This is a genomic window from Pseudomonas sp. JAI115 (assembly GCF_014200835.1).
Classification (GTDB): Bacteria; Pseudomonadota; Gammaproteobacteria; order Pseudomonadales; family Pseudomonadaceae; genus Aquipseudomonas; species Aquipseudomonas putida_A.
On sequence record NZ_JACHCY010000001.1, the window covers coordinates 218,018 to 233,298 of the forward strand.

Consider the following 15,281-nt stretch of genomic DNA (forward strand, 5'->3'; position numbering starts at 1 on the left):
CCTTGAGCCCATGCCGTCAGCGGCTATTGGGTAATCGGATGGCATTTTAGCCATACTTTGTAACCAATAGTGAACCTGATCTGTGAAAAACTGTCCGCTGAATCTGCCAAACAGCAGGCGCGACGTCATCGCCCTATCGTTTAAAGAGCCAGACCAGTACAATCGCCGCCAAACTTTACGCGCCCCCCTTGGTTGATGACGGGACTGTCCCGCTTCAGCGCACTTTGACTCGGGCCAAGCGCTCCAGCCGCACCCTCGCTACTCAGAATGCTTCGCAGGAAAAACCTTTGATTTCTACAGCTAACATCACGATGCAGTTCGGCGCCAAGCCGCTCTTCGAAAACGTTTCGGTCAAATTCGGTGCGGGCAACCGCTACGGCCTGATCGGCGCCAACGGTTGCGGCAAGTCGACCTTCATGAAAATCCTCGGCGGCGACCTCGATCCGTCCGGCGGTCAGGTCATGCTCGAGCCGAACGTGCGTCTGGGTAAATTGCGCCAGGACCAGTTCGCCTACGAAGAATTCACCGTGATCGATACCGTGATCATGGGTCACGAAGAGCTGTGGAAGGTCAAGGCCGAGCGCGATCGCATCTACTCGCTGGCGGAAATGAGCGAAGAAGACGGCATGGCCGTGGCCGAGCTGGAAACCGAGTTCGCCGAGATGGACGGCTACACCGCCGAATCCCGCGCCGGTGAACTGCTGCTGGGTCTGGGTATTCCGCTGGAACAGCATTTCGGCCCGATGAGCGAAGTCTCGCCAGGCTGGAAACTGCGCGTATTGCTGGCGCAGGCGCTGTTCTCGGATCCGGAAGTGCTGTTGCTCGACGAACCGACCAACCACCTGGACATCAACACCATTCGCTGGCTGGAAAACGTTCTGACCCAGCGTAACAGCCTGATGATCATCATCTCTCACGACCGTCACTTCCTGAACAGCGTGTGCACGCACATGGCTGACCTGGATTACGGCGAGCTGCGCCTGTTCCCGGGCAACTACGACGAGTACATGACCGTGGCGACCCAGTCCCGCGAGCAACTGCTGTCGGAAAACGCCAAGAAGAAAGCGCAGATTTCCGAGCTGCAATCGTTCGTCAGCCGCTTCTCGGCCAACGCCTCGAAAGCCAAACAGGCCACTTCCCGCGCCAAGGCGATCGACAAGATCCAGCTGGCCGAGGTCAAGCCGTCCAGCCGCGTCAGCCCGTTCATCCGCTTCGAGCAGAACAAAAAGCTGCACCGTCAGGCGGTCATGGTCGAAAAAATGGCCAAAGGCTTCGACGGCAAGCCACTGTTCAAAGACTTCAGCTTCCAGGTTGAAGCCGGCGAGCGCGTAGCGATCATCGGCCCGAACGGTATCGGCAAAACCACCCTGCTGCGTACCCTGGTCAACGAACTGACCCCGGATGCCGGTAGCGTCAAGTGGACCGACGCCGCGGAACTGGGCTACTACGCTCAGGACCATGCGCACGATTTCGAAGACGACGTCACGCTGTTCGACTGGATGGGTCAGTGGACTCAGGGCGAGCAGATGATTCGCGGCACTCTGGGCCGCATGCTGTTCTCCAACGACGAGATCCTCAAGTCGGTCAAAGTGATTTCCGGTGGTGAGCAAGGTCGCATGCTGTTCGGCAAGCTGATCCTGCAAAAGCCGAACGTGCTGATCATGGACGAACCGACCAACCACTTGGACATGGAATCGATCGAGGCGCTGAACCTGGCGCTGGAAAACTACCCGGGCACGCTGATCTTCGTCAGCCACGACCGTGAGTTCGTATCGTCCCTGGCGACGCGCATCATCGAGCTGAGCGCCAACGGCGTGACTGACTTCAGCGGCACTTACGATGACTACCTGCGTAGTCAGGGTGTGGTGTTCTAAGAGCAGCTTCGAGTATTGAGCTGCTAGCTGCAAGATAAAAGCCCCGTCCTTGTGACGGGGCTTTTTGCATTTCAAGGGATAGTGATTTTGTGCTGCAAAGCCCTTCGCGAGCAGGCTCGCTCCCACAGGAAACGCATTCGAAATGTGGGAGCGAGCCTGCTCGCGAAGAGGCCCTCGAAAACACCACCGCCTCCAGGAAAAATAGTTAGCCTGCTTCCTTTTATTCCAGCGCCCAGCCATGATGCCCACTCTCCCACCGCCGCCCGCGAACGAGTCCACATGTCTGCGCAGCAACCGCCTCCGCAAAGCTCCCTGGCGATCACCCTGCAGATCGTCTCCATCGTGTTCTACACCTTTGTCGCCTTCCTGTGCATCGGCCTGCCGATTGCGGTGTTGCCCGGCTATGTTCACGAGCAATTGGGATTCAGTGCGATCGTTGCCGGGCTGGTCATTGGCTCGCAGTATCTGGCCACCCTGCTCAGTCGGCCGATGGCGGGCCGCATGTCGGATACGCTGGGTACCAAACGGGCGATTGTTTTTGGTTTGTCGGGGATTGTGCTCAGCGGGCTGCTGACGCTGATCTCCACGCTGTTGCAGGACTTCCCGATGCCGAGCCTGATCATTCTGATCATCGGTCGGCTGCTTCTCGGCGTGGCACAGGGCTTGATCGGCGTCGGTACCATCAGTTGGTGCATGGGCCAGGTCGGCGTCGAACACACAGCGAGGTCGATCGGCTGGAACGGCATTGCCTCCTATGGCGCAATAGCGATTGGCGCGCCACTGGGCGTGGTGATGGTCGCCGACTACGGCTTTGCCAGCCTGGGCATCGCTCTGTCGATATTGGCCGCCGGGGCCTTGGTGTTGATCCGCAATAAGCCTTCGGTGCCGGTGGTACGCGGCGAACGGCTGCCTTTTTGGGCGGTGTTCGGGCGGATTGCACCGTATGGGGCCAGTTTGACTCTGGCGTCGATCGGTTACGGCACGCTGACCACCTTCATCACCCTTTATTACCTCAACCGTGGCTGGAGCGGCGCGGCGTATTGCCTGACGGTGTTCGGTGTATGTTTCATCCTGTCGCGGCTGCTGTTCATTTCGGCGATCAGCCGCTTTGGCGGTTTCAATTCGGCGATCGCCTGCATGAGCATCGAAACCATCGGACTGGTGTTGCTGTGGCTCGCGCCCTCTACCGCATTCGCCCTGATTGGCGCGGGACTGGCCGGGTTTGGCTTGTCGCTGGTGTATCCGGCGCTGGGGGTCGAGGCGATCAAGCAGGTGCCCAGTTCCAGCCGTGGCTCGGGGTTGGGGGCTTATGCGGTGTTCTTTGATCTGGCGCTGGCGATTGCCGGGCCGTTGATGGGCGCGGTGGCGTTGAATCTGGGGTATGCGTGGATTTTCTTCAGTGCGGCGCTGTTGTCAGTGATCGGGCTGGGGTTGACCTTGGTACTCAAGCGCCACTCGACATCCTGAAATTTCGTACAAATCACTGTGGGAGCGGGCTTGCTCGCGAAGGCGGTGGGTCAGTCAAAATATAGAGTGACTGATCTATCGCATTCGCGAGCAAGCCCGCTCCCACAGGGGGATTGAGTCGTTTATTGATCCGCGGTCTGCATCCCCGCCCGGCTCGGCTTGCCCAGCGTGCGCGAGAAGAACTGCCCGGCCTCGGAAATCAGGTTGCGGTGAATGTCTTCGCGATCCACGCCATCAGCGTCGGTGCACAACGCCGGCATGGCGCGGATCTGCTCTTCGTTGCACGGCGCCATGAATACGAAGTGCCCTGCCCCGGCCAATAACTTGAAGTCCGGCGCGGTCGGCAGTTTGCGCGCCAGAGCCGCGGCGTTTTTGTCGAAGGCCACCAGTTTGTCGCCATCGCCGCTGTACAGCAGCACCGGCACATGCACATCCGCCAGGGTGCTACGGCCGAATTTCAGGCTCAGCGGCGCCATCAGCAGCAAGGCATGCACGCGCGAATCGGCCACTGGCTGCAAATCGTCGCGGTCGACGATCAGTTCACCCTGGGTGTTGCAGGCATCATGGTCGTCAGGGCGTTCCTGGCAGTAGCGGCGCAGACGATCCAGATCCGGCTGCGCGCCGGAGAGAATCAACGCGGTTTCGCCACCGGCCGAATAACCAATGACCCCGACCTGATCAGCGTTGACGAACGGCGAGAGCATCGGGTCGCCGAGGGTCGCGGTGATCGCTTCGGAAATCTGGATCGGCCGCCCATACAGATTGCTCAGGGTGCCGAGGCGGCTGTGGTCTTTGGAGTTGTCGCCGGGATGAATCACCGCGACCACCACAAAGCCCTTGCGTGCCAGCGAGGTGGCGAGGTCATGCAGCGCCAGCGGCGTTCCGGTGTTGCCGTGAGACAGCATCAGCATCGGAAAGCGACCGATGGCCACCTTGGTGTCAGCGCCGGCCTCGACGGTGTAACCCTCAAGCAGGCTGCTATGTTCGCGGTCGCTGGAAGGATAGAAGGCGATGGCGCGCATCGGTTGCAGATCCAGCGGATCGAGGAATGTCATTTCGTGGTAACCGACACTCCAGACAGGGTGTCGCCCGGGCGCGGCATGCACTGAACCGAGGCTGCCGAGCAGGCAAATCAGTAACGTTGCACAAAGACGCATCATGTGATGGCCCACCCTGTGTTACTCAATCGAAAGATCCTTTGTGTTCCGACACGCCCCAAACCCTGAGGTTCGGAGATCCGGCGCAACGGTGCACTCAGACGTTGATCGTTTGACTGCATAACCCGGGCCAGATTATGCAACAGTCAGAAACAAAAAACTCCGCATCTGGCCCTTGCAGAACCAGAATACAGAGTTTTTTGAGGGGCTACCTGAACGGCAGCTGGTCTTTACGCAATGCTTACGCGGCGGCAAACAATTGCTCGCTGATCTTCGCCTGAGCAGCACTCATCGCGTTGTTGCGCACTTCATCACCGTAGGCCAGACCTTCGGCACGGACGATTTCGATGTCGGAGATGCCGAGGAAGCCCAGTACCAGCTTCAGATATTCCTCGTGAGCGATGCCGCTCGCCTGACCGGCATGGATGCCGCCGGAGGTGGAGACGATCACCACTTTCTTGCCACCGCACAGGCCTTCAGGGCCGGCTTCGGTGTAACGGAAAGTCTGGCCGGCAACGGCGACGCGGTCGATCCAGGCCTTGAGCTGGGTCGGCACGGTGAAGTTGTACATCGGCGCGGCAATGACGATGGCGTCGGCAGCGATGAATTCAGCCAGGGTCGAGGCGCTCAGTTCGGCTTCGTGCTGTTGTGCGGCGTCGCGCAGCTCAGCAGTGGTACCGGCAGCCACCAGGGTGGTCGACGAGAAGTGACTGATGGCGTCGGCGGCCAGGTCACGGTAGGTGACCACGGCGGTTGGCTCGGCGGCTTGCCAGGCTTTGACGACTTGGCTGCTCAACTGACGGGAAGCGGAGTTGTCGCCCAGAATGCTCGAATCGATGTGCAGCAGTTTCATGTGGAATCTCCTGTAAAGAATCGCCGGCGGCGACGGAATGGAGACAATCCTACGGAAGAAACCAATAGCTGATTAGCCGCCGACAATGCGATAGTTCGTCCCACTGATAGAACGGTGGACTTTTCATGCAGGATCTCAATGATCTCTACTATTTCGCCAAGGTGGTCGAGGCCGGTGGCTTCGCGGCGGCCGGGCGTTTGCTGGGCATTCCCAAGTCCCGCCTGTCACGACGCATCGCCGAACTCGAAGAGCGCCTCGGCGCCCGTCTGCTGCAACGCACCACGCGCCAGTTGAACCTGACCGCGGTTGGCGAGCGCTACTTGCGTCACTGTCAGGCGATGTTGCTGGAAGCGGAGATGGCCGACGAAGCGGTCGCCAGCATGTCCAGCGAGCCACGTGGCCGCCTGCGCGTATCCTGTCCTACCGGTCTGGCGCGGGAAATGTTGCCGTGGGTGATCAGCGAATTCCTCGGCAAATTCCCTCAGGTGCAACTGGAGGTGGTGCTGCTCAATCGCCGGGTGGATCTGGTGGCCGAAGGCTTCGACGTGGCCCTGCGTGTACGCGAGTTGGGCGATGAAGATCCCTTGCTGGTCACCCGGCGTCTGCGCCAGGCACAAATGGTCGTGGTGGCCAGCCCGGCTTTTGTCGAGGGCAAAACCATCACTCATCCGCAGGACTTGAAGAACCTGCCGGTGCTCGGCGCGCTGGAGGCCGATCGCATGGTGCATGTGCGCTTGCTGGATGAGCAAGGCAACAGCGTCGAACTGAACATGGAGGCGCGGTTGGGCATCGATGACTTCATCGTGCGCAAGGCCTGTGTGCTCGCCGGCCAGGGTTTTACCCTGCTGCCGATGATGTATTGCGAAGCCGACCTTGAGAGCGGCGCGCTGGTGCAACTGTTGCCCGAGTGGTCGTTGCCCGGCGGCTGGTTGCAGGCGGTGTATCCGCATCGACGCGGGGTGATGCCGGCGGTGCGGGCGTGGATCGATCACTTGGTCGAATCGTTCAATGCGTGTGGGGAGCGGTTGTTATGAATAAGGGAAAAATGAACGAAGCGGACGTCGCCGCCTTCTGCCTGGCCTTGCCGGGCGCGCGGGAGGATTACAAATGGGGCGGCGTGCGGGTGTTCTCGATTGCCGGCAACAAGATGTTTGCCCTGCAAGGGCTGCGCGGGGACTCACTGGCGTTCAAGGTCGACAAGGACCTGTTTCTCGGCCATTGCGACCGCCCGGGTATTCACCCTGCGCCTTATCTGGCGCGGGCGCAGTGGATCATCATGCACCCGCCCTACCCGCTGGGCGCGGAGGAATTACGCGGGTTGCTGACACGGTCGCATCAGTTGGTGGTGAGCAAGTTGCCGAAGAAAACCCAAATCGGATTACTGCTCTAGCTTTTTGATTTTGGTGGGAGCGGGCTTGCTCGCCAAAGCGGTGTGTCAGACAACATATTCGTCCATTGGCACACCGCTTTCGCGAGCAAGCCCGCTCCCACATGGGTCATGTGTGAAGCTTAAATATGTGAAAGCAGGTTCGAACCGAGAAACAACTGGTCGATCCAGAACACCTGATGCAGCGCCACAATCACCCAGAACAGAATCTGAAACGACACCTTGCGCGTCTTGTGCCGGAATACCTGTTGGGCGATCAGCGCGCCGGGCCAGCCGCCAGCCAGTTCCAGCGCGTGCAGGATGTTCTCCGGTGTGCGCCACGCATCGGCGCGGGCCTTGCGCTTGTCTGCCCAGTACATGAAAAACGCCAGCACGCTGACCGCGCCATAAGCGGTCAACGGCACCAGCGAGATGCCGCGCAGCCACATCGACAGCGAGCCGAACAGCGGCAGCGCGCAGACGATCAGCAGCACCGCCAGTTTCAGTTTCAGATGCTGAATGCCGCCACCGGACGGTCGTCCATCCGGGCGGCGCGCGCGGGAATCACTCATGGTTTCGCCGCCGACCAATCCACCCAGCCGAACTGCCAGGTCGCCAGAATCACCAAACCGAAAACAATCCGGTACCAGGCGAATGCCGCGTAACTGTGGCTGGCGATGAACTTGAGCAGACCGCGCACGGCAATCATGGCGAAGATGAACGCGGTGATGAAGCCGATGGCGAACACCGGGAAGTCCGCCGGCACAAACAGATGGCGATACTTGTAACCGGAGTACACCGCCGCACCGACCATGGTCGGCATCGCCAGGAAGAACGAGAACTCGGTCGCGGTCTTGCGCGACAGGCCAAACAGCAGGCCGCCGATGATCGTCGAGCCGGAACGCGAGGTACCGGGGATCATCGCCAGACACTGCGCGAAACCGACTTTCAGCGCGTCCTTCCAGGTGATCTCGTCCACGGTTTCGGCGTGCACTTCATGTTGCCGACGCTCGGCCCACAGCATGATCACACCGCCCACCACCAGCGCGGTCGCGACGGTGATCGGATTGAACAGGTATTGGTGAATCAGGTCGGCGAAAATCACCCCCAGCACCACCGCCGGCAGAAACGCGATCAGCAGGTTGGCGGTAAAACGCCGCGCACTCGGCTGGGTCGGCAAGCCGATCACCACGTCGAGAATCTTGCGACGAAACTCCCAGACCACCGCGAGGATCGCGCCGAGCTGAATAATGATGTTGAACGCCATGGCCCGTTCGCCGCCGAAGTCGAGCAAGTCGGCAACAATGATCTGGTGTCCGGTACTGGAAATGGGCAAAAACTCCGTCAGCCCCTCTACAACTCCAAGAATCAGTGCCTGCAAGGCGGTCCAAAGATCCATCAGTCCCCCAAAGAGCGATGCACAAAGGCATGCCCCGATAGTATTTTTTTACGTTCACTGCGATCAGCGTAGCTGTTTGTAGCTGTACCGATTCCGCGCACACAGCATCCACACGAAACGGTCAAAATTCCGTGAAATATCAATTTGGATTCAGGTTTTCACGCGCGGGGCCGAAATCCTAACAGACAAGCCTTAATAGTGCTGCGGCGTTATTCGACTTGGGTCGCGTATGCCTGACCACCCAAACGTGGTTGGATGCTGGCGTTGATTTATTACAAGAAAAAGAAATCGGAGTGACAGCGTTATGAACAGCTTGCGCAGTGTGTCGATCAGCCGACGCTTGTGGCTCATTTTGATTGTGGCGGTGGTCATGTTGTTGACCTTGGGCGTGTTGATGCTCAAGCAGATCCACGATGACCTGTACCACGCCAAGGCGCAGAAAACCCAGCATGTGGTGCAGACCGCCAGCGGCCTGCTGACCTATTACCACGACCTCGAAACCGCCGGCACCCTGACCCGCGACGCCGCGCAGAAACAGGCGTTGACCGCGATTCGTGGCCTACGCTACGACCAGAGCGATTACTTTTGGATCAACGACCTCACCCCCGTGATGGTCATGCACCCGACCAACCCCAAACTCGAAGGCCAGAACCTTTCAGCGATCCGCGACCCAGACGGTTTCGCGGTGTTCAACGAGATGGTCGCGATCGCCAAAAGCAAAGGCGCGGGCATGGTCGATTACCGCTGGCCCAAGCCCGGTGCCAGCGAACCGGTGGCGAAAACCTCCTATGTAAAATTGTTCGAGCCGTGGGGCTGGGTGCTCGGTTCGGGCGTTTACGTCGATGATGTGCAGAGCGAGTTCCGGGGGCAGTTGATCAAGGCTTCGGTGATTGGTTTGGTGATCGCCGTGATCATGGCCCTGCTGGTGATTTTGATTGCCCGCAGCATCGTCCGTCCGTTGCAGGAAACCGTGAACGCCATGGCCAACATCGCCAGCGGCGAGAGCGACCTGACCCGCAGCCTCGACACCCACGGTCAGGACGAAGTCACGCAACTGGCGCATCACTTCAACGCCTTCACCGCCAAGTTGCGCCGGGTCATCGGTGACCTGCAGGTTTCGGCCAGTGCGCTCGGCCAGTCGTCCAGTGAACTGGGTAACGACGCGACCCAGGCCCAGCAGCGCAGCCAGCAGCAATCGCAGCAGATGGAACTGGTCGCGACCGCGATCAACGAAGTCACCTACGGCGTGCAGGATGTGGCGAAGAACGCCGAACATGCTGCCGCTGAAATGCGCGATGCCGAAGCTCAGGCACAGCAGGGCCAGATCAACATCGACGGCAGTCTGCAACAGATCGACAAGTTGTCCGGAACCATTGACCAAGCGGTCGAAGTGATTCGCACCCTGGCGGCCGAAAGCACGCAGATCGGCAGTGTGCTTGAGGTGATCCGCTCGATTGCCGAGCAAACCAATCTGCTGGCACTCAACGCGGCCATCGAAGCGGCCCGCGCCGGGGAACAGGGCCGGGGCTTTGCGGTGGTGGCCGATGAAGTGCGGTTGCTGGCGCAGCGCACGCAAAAGTCGACAGCGGAAATCCAGAGCATGATCGAACGCCTGCAAAATCATTCCGAAGCCGCGGTGAAGGTCATCGGCGACAGCAGCAAGGCCTCGCAACTGACCATCGAACAGGCGGGATTGGCCGGCGCGAGCCTGAATGCCATCGGCCAGGCCCTGCGCAATCTCAATGGCCTGAACGCCTCGATTGCCAGCGCCACACTGCAACAGGCGCATGTGGTCGAGGACATCAACCAGAACGTCACGCAGGCGGCCGGCCTGTCTCACAGCACGGCGCTGGCGGCGGAGCAGTCGAGTGTGGCGAGCGTCAAGCTTGGGCAGTTGAGTGAACAGCTGAACCAGTTGCTGCGCCAGTTCCGCGTCTGACCCCTCACCCTTGTGGGAGCGAGCCTGCTCGCGAAGGCTTAATGTAAGTCAACATCTGCGTTGCTGACATGCCGCTTTCGCGAGCAGGCTCGCTCCCACAGGGTTATTCGTCATTCAAGGTTTTTGGGTACAATTGCGCCCCTTCTTGCACTCCCCCAAGGAACCCCCATGTCCGGGCTTGAACTGTTTGCCGCCGCCCTCGGTGTGATCGCCGTCTGGCTGACGGTCAAACAGAATCCGTGGTGCTGGCCGATCGGCCTGGTCATGGTGTTGCTGTACAGCTGGATTTTCTATGACGTGAAGCTGTACTCGGACATGTTGCTGCAAGTGATTTACGCCGCGCTGCAAGTCTACGGCTGGTGGCAATGGACCCGCGCCGGGACGATGCAAGACGGCCGTGAAGTCACGCGTCTGGATCGGCGCTCGATCCTGCTCGGTCTGAGTATCGGGGCACTGGGCAGCCTGCTGCTCGGCGCGGCCATGGCGCACTGGACCGACGCGGCGCAGCCGTGGCTCGATGCCGCGCTGACGGCGTTCAGCCTGGTTGCGCAATTGTGGATGGCGCAGAAACGTCTGCAATGCTGGGCGCTGTGGTTCGTGCTGGATGTGATTTTCGTCGGTCTGTTCCTGTACAAGGGTCTGTACCTCACCGCCGCGCTGTATGCCCTGTTCACCCTGATTGCGGTGCAAGGCTGGCGCGAATGGCGCGCCGATCCGGCGTTGCAGCGATGAAGGTAGTTGTCCTCACCGGCCCGGAATCCACCGGCAAGAGCTGGCTGGCCGCTGGCCTTCAGGCGCGCTTCGGCGGCCTGCGGGTGGACGAATACGTGCGCTGGTTCATCGAGCAGAATCCACGCGATACCTGCCTCAACGACATCCCCAACATCGCCCGTGGGCAGCTGCAATGGGAAGATCAGGCGCGGGCGCAGCAACCGCAATTGCTGATTCTCGATACCCATTTGCTGAGCAACATCCTCTGGAGCCAGACCCTGTTTGGCGCCTGCCCGGCGTGGCTGGAACCCGAGCTGCTGGCCCGGCATTACGACCTGCATCTGCTGTTGTCGCCGGAGCAGATCGACTGGACTGACGACGGCCAACGCTGCCAGCCGCAGTTCAGCGAACGCATGGCGTTCTTTCAGGCCACCCGCGACTGGCTGGAACAGCACGGACAACCGCTGCAGATCATTCAGGGCAACTGGGATGAACGGCGGTTTCAGGCTTTCGAAGCAGTGGCGCGCTTGATGGCTGATTGACCTGGCAAACAGCTCCTTTCGGAGCCCAAGTGTCCATTCCTGAAACACCCGACCCCGCGCAAAGCAGCCGTTTAAATGGCCTTCATCATTCTGAAAGGGCAACTGTTACGCCAGTGAAACAGTCCCCGGCAAACCCTTGTTCCAGAGCTTTGCACCGCCCCTGCCCCCGCCGCTGTCGACATGGCTGTTTCAGCGCTGAAACAGGTTATGTATCAACGTTGCGTGCCTCAGCGCCAACCCGTTGAAAACAATAGACAACTCAAAAGCGGCACAGCTTTCGCTCTCTCCTTCCCAACGCTGACAAGAGCCAGCCCACTGAAGAAGGAATTGCCGCCGTGGGGAATATCAATAAAGGCCTGACCTGCCTTCTGCTGATTGGATCAGCCGCCAGCACATTCATCAGTTTCAACGTTCAGGCCGAAGGCAATGGCGTGATCGTTCTCAACCGCGACGTTCAGCCCATTCCTATCGGGCGCAGCGGTGGCAAAGACCCCTACCCAACCACGGTCAACGCCAACCCTTCGGCTCGCATCAATCAGGCGATGACCAGCACCGAGCTCAATGACGGTGAATTTGCCAGTGTAGCCAGTGGCGCTTCGATTCGCGGCAATATCACCACGCCCACCGCCAACATGCCTGGCATGAACACCCTGACCAATCCCAACGGCCTGCCCGGCATGGGCGGCGGTCACGGCGGTGGCGCGGGCGGCTCGATCTCCAACACCGTCAACCGTGCGATGAGTTCAGGTCTTGCTCCGCTGACCCGCATGGCCGGAGGGCAATGAGATGAATCGTTCTCTTCTTTTACTTGCCCTTTTCGGCTGCGTCCAGGCGCTGGCCGCCCCCGACTCGGTCAATAACGCGAACATTCAGGAGACCGGCGTCCAGTACCGCGGCAACTACAACGTCAACCAGGCTGCTGGCGACCAGATGCAACAAACCAATACCAAAGCCATCGCCATTGGTACCTCGGCCAGTGCTACCACCAACGTCCGGCAGCACATCGATACACCGGCCAACCCTTCAACGAACGCCAGCGCCACCATTGGCGGCAACTCTTTCAGTAATGGCAACGGAATCCTGGGCGTGAACCAGGGCGCCGGGGCCAACAACCAGATGGCCAACGTGACGCGCGTCAGCATCAGTGCTGCCCCGCAAAGCGTTGACGACAGCGCCCTGTCGCAACAGAACGTGGCGCTTTTACCGAGCTCAGGAGCAACTGGCACCTCACCCGGCAGTCGCCAGGTCACGACAAGTGATCAGGCCTTCACCGGCAGCCGAGGGGTGATTCAGGTGAACCAGAGTGCCGGGGTGGGGAACCGTATGGCTAACACCCTGAGCATCCGGGTCGCTGACTGACCCAAACAACAAAAGCAGTGCAATTAGAAAGTACCAACACTTAACCAACTAATAAGCACGATGGAGAAACACCATGAAACCTACAATGGCTCTCAAACCACTGGTTTTCGCACTTGCAGCAGTAATGGCAATGGCGGCTCAGGCAGGCGGCAATGATCATGGTAACGGGCACGGCAATGGCCATGGCAACCATGAACCCAAAGGCCCTACCCTAGAACAACTTCTGCAAATCGGAGCCGGCGCCGGGGCTGCCGTACTCGACACGCAGAACAGCGATGGCAACCTGGTGGGCAACCAAGGCACCAAAAACGATGCCAACGTCAATAACTCGGCCAATGGCACCAACGGCAACGTCGGCATGAACAACACCGCCGGCGATGGCAACCAGCAAGACAACGCTGCTGCACTGGCGACTGCCGACGAAAGCTTTATCTTCGGCAGCGCGGTATCTGTCTCCAGCGCCACTCAGGTCAACAACAACAACGCGGTTGCCAACTACTCGACAACCAACAACGCCAACCTCAACAACGTGGGTAACGGCGGTTCCGGCAACATTGGCGTGAACAACAGTGCCGGCAACTTCAACCAACAGAAAAACAACCTGGCTATTGCTGTATCGGGTGGTCGTGTAGCTAACGCTGCTGCTGCTGCGAACCAAAGCTCCACTGGCCTGACTGTGTCCAATAACGGCACTCAAACCTACAAAAAAGATACCCTCACCGGCACCGTGGCCGCCGTCGGCGCGTTCGCTGCCGTTGGCAAGGCTACCATCGAAGGTGATAAAGGCCACGGCGGTGGCGGCTATGGCGACAACGATCGCGGCCATGGCGGTAACGGCGGCAGCAAAGATCAGAAAGCCACCTTCGAAGCTGTCGGTGTCTTCGGCCTGGCTGGCGTCACCACTCAACAAGTGCTGACCCCTGATGGCTGGAAAAACCCTGTGACCAACAACGCGAACATCTCGAACGTTGGTAACAACTTCTCCGGTAACGCTGGTTACAACAACGCCGCCGGTGTTGGCAACCAACAAAGCAACTCGCTGTCCATCGCTGCAGGTTGCAAAGCCTGCATGTAATCGCGATCGAAACGAAAGCCCCGGAAACGGGGCTTTTCCTCAGTCCGCAAAGGCGTATCGATCATGCGTAAGACTGCCTTTATCGCCCTGCTTTGCCTGTCCGGCCTGACCCAGGCTGCCCAGATGCCCGTCGCTGCCCTGCCCGGCGGCGTACTCGTCTACAAGAACGTGCAAAGCATTCGTGAACGCAAGTTTGCCGACATCGTCGAACAAAAAACCGATTTCAGCTGCGGCGCCGCCGCACTGGCCACGGTACTGCGCCAGGCTTATTGGCTCGACGTCGATGAAGAGCACATCATCAAAGGCATGCTGGTCAACGCTGACCAGGACCTTGTGCGTACTCAAGGTTTCTCCATGCTGGACATGAAACGCTACATAGAAAGCATCGGCATGCGCGCCAGGGGCTACAAGATTCCACCGGAAAAACTCGACGACGTAACAATCCCGGTGGTGGTACTGATGGAAATTCGCGGCTACAAGCATTTCGTGGTGCTGCAGCGTTCGGACAAGGATTGGGTTTATATCGGAGATCCCGTCTTAGGCCATAAACGCTACGCCCATGATGACTTTGTCAAAGGTTGGAACGGCATCGTCTTCGCCATCGTCGGCCCCGGTTATGACAAAACCAATGCATTGCGCATGCCGCCGACCCCGCTGACCGCGAAGAACAAGCTGGATAACTTCAACCCTGTCAGAGATGCCGAATTGATGGACTTCGGGTTCATACAGAGCGACTTCTTTTAATCGCCGATTATAAAGAATGGGGCTGGATGTCCCGGGAGCAGCAGATGAAAACCTCATACTGGCTGGCCGCCGCCTGCCTGGCAGCGAGCGCGTCAGGCTATGCCAATGCAGGATTCAAACCCATCGAAGTTCAGGATCAGGAGCTGTCCCAGCTTCGTGGTCGTTACGTCATGCCGGGGCGGATCATCAGCTTCGGCATTGTCATGAGCAGTACCTGGCGCAACGCCAGCGGTGATCTGATCGGCGCTGCGACGTCGATGCAAATCCAGGCCGCCACGATCAAACCGGAATTCTATGTCTCGACCATCAAGGAACAGGGCAACGGCAGCACCCCGACGCCGGGCACTGGCAATGTCATTGGTGGCGCGGTACTCAACAGCAGCCAGGGCGTGACCCAAAGCGTACGCGCCGCCGGCGACGGCAACACCGCCAGCAACAACGTGGCCATCAATGTAAAAGAAGCCAATACCCCTCCTCCGCTGGCACCCGCACAAGGCCAGGCGCTGATGGCCGGGCAGACCATCGGGGCCAGCAATGCCGCCGGCAGTGTCGCCGTTTCGGCCACCAACAGTGGTGTGCAAATGGCCATTCAGGCCTCGGGCAATCAAGGCACCGCCCTGCAACAAGTGGCCCAGGGTGGCCTGCTGCAGAACACCCGCCTGCTCGGCAGCGCCAACGTGGTCAACAACATGACCCAACTCAATGTTGTGCTTAACAATAACGGCATCAGCCCCGGCGCACTGGACTGCAACCTGACTCAACTCAGGGCACTACGCAATATCGGATATTGAACTA

At 59.5% G+C, this 15,281-nt stretch carries 16 protein-coding genes; 12 read left to right on the forward strand and 4 right to left on the reverse strand.

The genetic code is table 11. The features are described 5' to 3' along the window. Positions 1–287: 287 nt before the first annotated feature. Positions 288–1,874 carry an ABC-F family ATPase gene (locus HDC30_RS00935; RefSeq protein ID WP_183780025.1) on the forward strand — a complete coding sequence of 529 codons (1,587 nt, stop codon included), beginning with the start codon at positions 288–290 and terminating at the stop codon, positions 1,872–1,874. 279 nt (positions 1,875–2,153) lie between these two features. Beyond that, entirely contained in the window at positions 2,154–3,341 is a 1,188-nt protein-coding gene (locus HDC30_RS00940) for an MFS transporter (protein WP_183780027.1), read from the forward strand. Between the two features lie 122 nt (positions 3,342–3,463). Here HDC30_RS00940 and HDC30_RS00945 read toward each other — a convergent pair whose 3' ends face one another. Both HDC30_RS00945 and HDC30_RS00950 read right to left on the reverse strand, forming a co-directional pair. Beyond that, entirely contained in the window at positions 3,464–4,501 is a 1,038-nt protein-coding gene (locus HDC30_RS00945; protein ID WP_027612711.1) for a dienelactone hydrolase, read from the reverse strand. A 238-nt stretch (positions 4,502–4,739) separates the two neighbouring features. After that, on the reverse strand, positions 4,740–5,351 hold the full coding sequence (locus HDC30_RS00950) for an FMN-dependent NADH-azoreductase (RefSeq protein WP_183780030.1): 612 nt from the start codon (positions 5,349–5,351) through the stop codon (positions 4,740–4,742). Between the two features lie 125 nt (positions 5,352–5,476). On the opposite strand from HDC30_RS00950, the gene HDC30_RS00955 reads away from it, so the two are divergent. Beyond that, positions 5,477–6,385 carry a LysR substrate-binding domain-containing protein gene (locus HDC30_RS00955; RefSeq protein ID WP_007964611.1) on the forward strand — a complete coding sequence of 303 codons (909 nt, stop codon included), beginning with the start codon at positions 5,477–5,479 and terminating at the stop codon, positions 6,383–6,385. Further along, positions 6,382–6,741, forward strand: coding sequence for an MmcQ/YjbR family DNA-binding protein (locus tag HDC30_RS00960; RefSeq protein WP_183780033.1), 360 nt, complete (start codon positions 6,382–6,384; stop codon positions 6,739–6,741). Before HDC30_RS00955 ends, HDC30_RS00960 begins: the two co-directional genes overlap by 4 nt. Positions 6,742–6,860: 119 nt before the next feature. Here the strand turns inward: HDC30_RS00960 and HDC30_RS00965 are convergent, their stop codons facing one another. Continuing rightward, on the reverse strand, positions 6,861–7,289 hold the full coding sequence (locus HDC30_RS00965; protein ID WP_183780036.1) for a DUF1294 domain-containing protein: 429 nt from the start codon (positions 7,287–7,289) through the stop codon (positions 6,861–6,863). Continuing rightward, positions 7,286–8,116: an undecaprenyl-diphosphate phosphatase gene (locus HDC30_RS00970; protein WP_027612707.1), complete on the reverse strand. Its 831-nt coding sequence runs from the start codon at positions 8,114–8,116 to the stop codon at positions 7,286–7,288. The genes HDC30_RS00965 and HDC30_RS00970 overlap by 4 nt, the downstream gene beginning before the upstream one ends. Before the next feature lie 304 nt (positions 8,117–8,420). On the opposite strand from HDC30_RS00970, the gene HDC30_RS00975 reads away from it, so the two are divergent. From HDC30_RS00975 to HDC30_RS01010, 8 genes are all read left to right on the forward strand, one after another. Continuing rightward, on the forward strand, positions 8,421–10,055 hold the full coding sequence (locus HDC30_RS00975; RefSeq protein ID WP_103366999.1) for a methyl-accepting chemotaxis protein: 1,635 nt from the start codon (positions 8,421–8,423) through the stop codon (positions 10,053–10,055). 168 nt (positions 10,056–10,223) lie between these two features. After that, complete coding sequence (pnuC, locus tag HDC30_RS00980) at positions 10,224–10,787, forward strand: nicotinamide riboside transporter PnuC (protein ID WP_027612705.1); 564 nt, start codon at positions 10,224–10,226, stop codon at positions 10,785–10,787. Further along, positions 10,784–11,308 (forward strand): AAA family ATPase, encoded by a 525-nt coding sequence (locus tag HDC30_RS00985; RefSeq protein WP_183780040.1) that lies wholly within the window; start codon positions 10,784–10,786, stop codon positions 11,306–11,308. The genes pnuC and HDC30_RS00985 overlap by 4 nt, the downstream gene beginning before the upstream one ends. A gap of 335 nt (positions 11,309–11,643) precedes the next feature. Beyond that, positions 11,644–12,093, forward strand: coding sequence for a hypothetical protein (locus HDC30_RS00990; protein WP_027612703.1), 450 nt, complete (start codon positions 11,644–11,646; stop codon positions 12,091–12,093). A gap of 1 nt (position 12,094) precedes the next feature. Beyond that, positions 12,095–12,667 (forward strand): adhesin, encoded by a 573-nt coding sequence (locus tag HDC30_RS00995; protein WP_183780043.1) that lies wholly within the window; start codon positions 12,095–12,097, stop codon positions 12,665–12,667. Positions 12,668–12,740: 73 nt separating this feature from the next. Continuing rightward, positions 12,741–13,742 carry a hypothetical protein gene (locus HDC30_RS01000; RefSeq protein ID WP_007964628.1) on the forward strand — a complete coding sequence of 334 codons (1,002 nt, stop codon included), beginning with the start codon at positions 12,741–12,743 and terminating at the stop codon, positions 13,740–13,742. A gap of 63 nt (positions 13,743–13,805) precedes the next feature. Beyond that, positions 13,806–14,486, forward strand: a complete 681-nt coding sequence (locus HDC30_RS01005; RefSeq protein WP_007964629.1) for a C39 family peptidase — start codon at positions 13,806–13,808, stop codon at positions 14,484–14,486. Positions 14,487–14,530: 44 nt separating this feature from the next. Continuing rightward, entirely contained in the window at positions 14,531–15,277 is a 747-nt protein-coding gene (locus tag HDC30_RS01010) for a hypothetical protein (RefSeq protein WP_096796584.1), read from the forward strand. Positions 15,278–15,281: the final 4 nt, after the last annotated feature.

Coding starts and splice junctions, on each gene's coding strand:
- HDC30_RS00940 (WP_183780027.1), top strand. CDS start 2,154: ATGTCTGCGCAGCAACCGCCTCCGCAAAGCTCCCTGGCGATCACCCTG.
- HDC30_RS00945 (WP_027612711.1), bottom strand. CDS start 4,501: ATGATGCGTCTTTGTGCAACGTTACTGATTTGCCTGCTCGGCAGCCTC.
- HDC30_RS00950 (WP_183780030.1), bottom strand. CDS start 5,351: ATGAAACTGCTGCACATCGATTCGAGCATTCTGGGCGACAACTCCGCT.
- HDC30_RS00955 (WP_007964611.1), top strand. CDS start 5,477: ATGCAGGATCTCAATGATCTCTACTATTTCGCCAAGGTGGTCGAGGCC.
- HDC30_RS00960 (WP_183780033.1), top strand. CDS start 6,382: ATGAATAAGGGAAAAATGAACGAAGCGGACGTCGCCGCCTTCTGCCTG.
- HDC30_RS00965 (WP_183780036.1), bottom strand. CDS start 7,289: ATGAGTGATTCCCGCGCGCGCCGCCCGGATGGACGACCGTCCGGTGGC.
- HDC30_RS00970 (WP_027612707.1), bottom strand. CDS start 8,116: ATGGATCTTTGGACCGCCTTGCAGGCACTGATTCTTGGAGTTGTAGAG.
- HDC30_RS00975 (WP_103366999.1), top strand. CDS start 8,421: ATGAACAGCTTGCGCAGTGTGTCGATCAGCCGACGCTTGTGGCTCATT.
- pnuC (WP_027612705.1), top strand. CDS start 10,224: ATGTCCGGGCTTGAACTGTTTGCCGCCGCCCTCGGTGTGATCGCCGTC.
- HDC30_RS00985 (WP_183780040.1), top strand. CDS start 10,784: ATGAAGGTAGTTGTCCTCACCGGCCCGGAATCCACCGGCAAGAGCTGG.
- HDC30_RS00995 (WP_183780043.1), top strand. CDS start 12,095: ATGAATCGTTCTCTTCTTTTACTTGCCCTTTTCGGCTGCGTCCAGGCG.
- HDC30_RS01000 (WP_007964628.1), top strand. CDS start 12,741: ATGAAACCTACAATGGCTCTCAAACCACTGGTTTTCGCACTTGCAGCA.
- HDC30_RS01005 (WP_007964629.1), top strand. CDS start 13,806: ATGCGTAAGACTGCCTTTATCGCCCTGCTTTGCCTGTCCGGCCTGACC.
- HDC30_RS01010 (WP_096796584.1), top strand. CDS start 14,531: ATGAAAACCTCATACTGGCTGGCCGCCGCCTGCCTGGCAGCGAGCGCG.